Here is a 4,632-nt window from a genome sequence, read left to right on the forward strand (position 1 = left end):
CGAAGGGGCGCATGCTGGCAACCGTCCAGATGTACAGCCACACTGTGCTCTCGCCCAGAGGGTGATTCAGCAGACGGAAAAGCCACTCGTCGAACAGTGTGAAAGTGGCATGCCCCGTGGGCCACAGCCATAAACACATCAACGCCAGAGCGAGTAGATTGCAGAGTAGTAGGCGGCTGAAATTCCACCTGGGTTGGAAGAGTTCTTGATTGTTCATAAAATGCCCCCCATTTGGCATTCTAACGGCAGCAAAAAAATGTCAGATTTCAAGCGGCGTTTTATAGGCGCTTGTCATTACTTTGTCATCACTTCAGATACCTTTTCTTATGCATGATTTTCCGGATATTGATTACACCCAGCGTTTCATCTTTGACGAAAGCGACGTTCGCGGTGAACTGGTGGCGCTCGAGCGCAGCTATGCCGAAGTATTGGCCAAACACCCCTACCCAGAGCCTGTGGCGCAATTGCTCGGCGAAATGCTCGCTGCAGCTGCGCTGTTGGTCGGTACGTTAAAATTCGATGGATTGTTGGTGCTGCAAGCGAATTCCAATGGCCCGGTGCCAATGTTGATGGTCGAATGCTCCAGCGACCGGGAAATACGCGGTATCGCTCGTTACGAGGAGAGCCAGATCGCACCGGACGCGGGGCTGCGAGACTTGATGCCGGATGGCATCTTGACCCTGACCATTGATCCGCGTCACGGCAAGCGCTACCAAGGCGTCGTGGCTTTGGATGGCGTCGACTTGTCCGAAAGCCTGACCTCATATTTCGCATTGTCCGAACAGTTAGGGACGCGCTTCTGGCTCAACGCCGACGGCACCCGCGCCAGAGGGCTGTTGTTACAGCAGTTGCCTGCAGACCGTTTGACCGATCCGCAAGACCGCGAGGCCAGTTGGCAGCACGTCACCGCATTGGCTGGCACCCTGACCGCCGAAGAGTTGCTCAGCCTGGACAATGAAACGGTGCTGCATCGCTTGTTTCACGAAGATGCTGTGCGCATGTTCGATATCCAGCCGCTGCAATTTCGTTGCAGTTGCTCCCGTGAGCGCTCGGCCAATGCGTTGGCCAGCCTTGGCATGGAGGATGCCCAACAACTGGTTATAGAGCACAACGGTGCCGTCGAAATTGACTGTCAGTTCTGTAATCAACGGTACCTGTTCGATGCCACCGACGTTGCGCAGATATTTGCCGGTGGCGGGGTGGATTCACCCTCTGATACGCGGCATTAAACAGCTCTGAATGTACCCTAAAGCCTTGCTGCACCTCGTTATCGTTGTTCTGACAGGAGGGTTCTACCTTTTTCGACCATTTCTGGCATAATCCGGCCCACTTTTTCCGCTGTAGTAGTGCCAGAATTTCTACTACAAAACGTTTGGAGCACTCGGCCTGGGCCGACGGGGAACCTCATGACGCAAGCTAATAACGCCGTATACACCGATCTCAGCATCGATGATCTGGTTAAAGAAGCCTTGAATCGCGGTGAAGGCGAGCTTGCCGACACTGGCGCGCTGGTCGTGAAAACGGGTCATCGCACTGGTCGTTCGCCGGTTGACCGTTTCATCGTTGAAGAACCAAGCACCCAAGACGCCATCGCGTGGGGTCCAATCAACCGTAAATTCCCGGCTGACAAGTTCGATGCCCTGTGGAACCGTGTTGAAGCCTTTCTCGGCGAGCGCGAACGTTTCGTTTCCCACGTTCATGTAGGGTCTGATCCCGCGCACTACCTGGCGGTCAAAATGACCACCGGTACTGCATGGCACAACCTGTTTGGCCGTTGCCTGTTCATCAACCCTGAACAGTACAACCCAGCCGCCAAAACCGAATGTCAAGTCATCAATGCTCCAGAGTTCGTCTGCGAACCTGAGCGTGACGGCACCAATTCCGACGGCACCGTGATCCTCAACTTTGCTGCTAAAAAGGTGTTGATCGCGGGCATGCGTTACGCCGGCGAAATGAAAAAAGCCTTGTTCTCGGTACAAAACTTCCTGCTGCCTGCGGTCGATGTGCTGCCAATGCACTGTGCTGCCAACATGGGCGAAGAGGGCGACGTGACGTTGTTCTTCGGCCTGTCTGGCACCGGTAAAACGACGCTGTCCGCTGACGAAAGCCGTTACCTGATTGGTGATGATGAACATGGCTGGGGCGTTGGCGTTGTGTTCAACATCGAAGGCGGTTGCTATGCCAAGTGCATCGACCTCTCCGAGAAGAACGAGCCTGTTATCTGGAAAGCTATCCAGCACGGCGCCGTTCTGGAAAACGTCATCATCGACCCAGTCACCAAGAAAGCCGACTACGCCGATGACAGCCTGACCCAGAACAGCCGCGCAGCTTACCCGCGTGAACTGATCGAAAAGCGCGCTCCGAAAAACCTCGGTGGCGAGCCCAATGCTGTGATCTTCCTGACGTGCGACCTGACCGGCGTGCTGCCGCCAGTGTCGATTCTCAGCGAAGAACAAGCGGCCTATCACTTCCTGTCGGGTTACACCGCACTGGTTGGCTCGACAGAAATGGGTTCGGGCAGCGGCATCAAGTCGACCTTTTCGACCTGCTTCGGCGCACCGTTCTTCCCGCGCCCTGCTGGCGAATATGCGGAGCTGCTGATCAAGCGCATTCGTGGTTTCGGCTCGAAGGTTTACCTGGTTAACACCGGTTGGACTGGTGGCGGTTACGGCGTTGGCAAGCGCTTCAATATTCCGACTACTCGCGGTGTGATTGCTGCCATTCAGAGCGGCGCTCTGATCGGTGCAGAAACTGAACACCTCGCCACCGTCAACCTGGACGTACCGAAGCTGGTACCTGGCGTAGACACTGCCTTGCTCAACCCACGCAATACCTGGGCAGACACAGCGGCCTACGATGAAGCTGCTAAAGCACTGGCTGGATTGTTCGTTGAGAACTTCAAGAAGTTCGATGTGAGCGATGCAATCAAGGCGGCTGGCCCTAAGCTGTAATGTAGGTGTTTGCCGAATAAAAAAACCGCCCCTACAGGGCGGTTTTTTTTAGCAATTCTGGGTCGATCCGTTTTGCTTATCGAACGATGGAACCACTATCTATACTGATCAGCGAAGATGTTTGTACGTCGAGTCTGTCACTACCAGGCCAGCGGCCAAGCCTCGTGCGGGCTGAAATTGATCGCCTTCAATCGCGGTGAAGTGAACGCCATCTTTGCCGAATGTCACATACCGTTGTTGTTTTTCTTCCTCAGTAATCACCGTATAAGACTTCTTACGCATGGCTACGTACTGCGCGTCATTTTTCACAAAAGAATCGTGGTACTTGGTAATTTCAGCGGTGCTTAAGTTTAGCTTTTTATCCAGCGTAACGCCCCAGCGCGTCAGGCATGTTTCGGCAAAGTGCCTAACGATCCTGCCTGGTTCAGGCAATACCTTTGGCCCGTCCGAGCCATCGGCCGCCGCGTTACCGACCAGTGTTGCGTGGCGGCCTGCCATTGGGTAGATATGAACCTTGGTTGAGGGGTGGGTGGTCGGGATGACGCAGGAGAAGCCTTTAGAGCGCTCGTCCCTGGCGTAAAAACTTACGTACTCTGCGACATTACTGCCCAAGGTAACTTTTTCTCCTTGGAAGTTCAGCGCACCGGGCACCGGATCAACCGCGAAGATATTGACCTTGATGTGCTTGAGTTGACTGTCAGCCAACATCGCGTTAGCTAACATATGGCAACTTATGCCGCCACGACTCCAACCCACTAAGTTGACCTGAGTTGGGATGATTCCGCCCTTGCGGAAAATCTTGATAATTTTCTCCTGAATTTCCTGGGGGGTCGGTTGGCGATTGCCGTAATTGTATTTCCTCCACAGGAAAGAACCGGTCGCTACGGCCTCTTCGATTGGAATTCCCGCGGCTTTCAAAATCTTGTAGTTCGCTTCGGTCAGTTCTTTGCGCTGCCAATCAAACTTACCCTTGATCATATTGATGGCATGTTTTACGTTTTCTTCCCAGCCTTTACCGAACAGGGTGCCTTGTAGCTCATACTCTTTAATCTTGGTAAACATCTCGTCAGCCTGCAGGTTGCCGCTGCCAGGGCCATCCACGATTATCCAGTCGGCAAACTCACGGCTGTTGTTGTTGTCAGCCAAGGTCGAAATCAGTTCTCCGTCCCAATAGCTTTTGTTAATAGTGTCAAACTTTGTGGAGCCGGTGCCGCAAAAATAAACAGTAAATATACCCATGATTGTGTTTCTCGCTTTCGTGAATTGAAAGGCGAGATTAAACGGTTTTATTAAACTGTCATGTCGGTCTTTATTGCAGAAAGTGTTGTATGAGCAAATATTTTTTTGGGGCTGTAAGTTACTATGGATAGGGGTAGCGACCGTGTAAGGTATTCCATTTCTATTTGTAGGAATACAAGTCGCACGGTCATTTAATTATGCCTTCACCCCGCAGGATTAAAACTGCCCGCCGCGCCGCAATACCGCTGTTCTGTCGCCTTGCTTTGTTCTTGGCGATCGCTGTCAGAGCGTTTTGTCCACTCGCGGCACTGCTCTTTAAAATACACTTGGGCTGCTTTGCGGCATTCGCGGTGCTCGACGGAGGCATTGGGAAAGTTGAAGCAGACGCTGTCGCCTTCGATATGGTTGTTGTAGATTTTCCACTGCGCTTGATAGCGATTGC

3 protein-coding genes and 2 pseudogenes are annotated in these 4,632 nt (G+C 53.0%); 2 read left to right on the forward strand and 3 right to left on the reverse strand.

Annotated elements, in window-relative coordinates:
* A pseudogene (locus tag M0974_RS33190) lies at positions 1-217 on the reverse strand (phosphoesterase); the annotation flags it as partial.
* A gap of 109 nt (positions 218-326) precedes the next feature.
* Between M0974_RS33190 and hslO the strand changes: the two are divergent.
* Together hslO and M0974_RS33200 are read left to right on the forward strand one after the other, a co-directional pair.
* Complete coding sequence (hslO, locus tag M0974_RS33195) at positions 327-1,229, forward strand: Hsp33 family molecular chaperone HslO (RefSeq protein WP_297846559.1); 903 nt, start codon at positions 327-329, stop codon at positions 1,227-1,229.
* A gap of 177 nt (positions 1,230-1,406) precedes the next feature.
* Positions 1,407-2,951, forward strand: coding sequence for a phosphoenolpyruvate carboxykinase (locus M0974_RS33200; RefSeq protein WP_297846560.1), 1,545 nt, complete (start codon positions 1,407-1,409; stop codon positions 2,949-2,951).
* Between the two features lie 108 nt (positions 2,952-3,059).
* Here the strand turns inward: M0974_RS33200 and M0974_RS33205 are convergent, their stop codons facing one another.
* Together M0974_RS33205 and M0974_RS33210 are read right to left on the reverse strand one after the other, a co-directional pair.
* Positions 3,060-4,190, reverse strand: a complete 1,131-nt coding sequence (locus tag M0974_RS33205) for a hypothetical protein (RefSeq protein ID WP_297846562.1) — start codon at positions 4,188-4,190, stop codon at positions 3,060-3,062.
* Between the two features lie 203 nt (positions 4,191-4,393).
* Positions 4,394-4,632 (reverse strand): annotated as a pseudogene (locus tag M0974_RS33210) (hypothetical protein); the annotation flags it as partial.

The sequence above is a fragment of the Pseudomonas sp. genome (assembly GCF_026224925.1).
Classification (GTDB): Bacteria; Pseudomonadota; Gammaproteobacteria; order Pseudomonadales; family Pseudomonadaceae; genus Aquipseudomonas.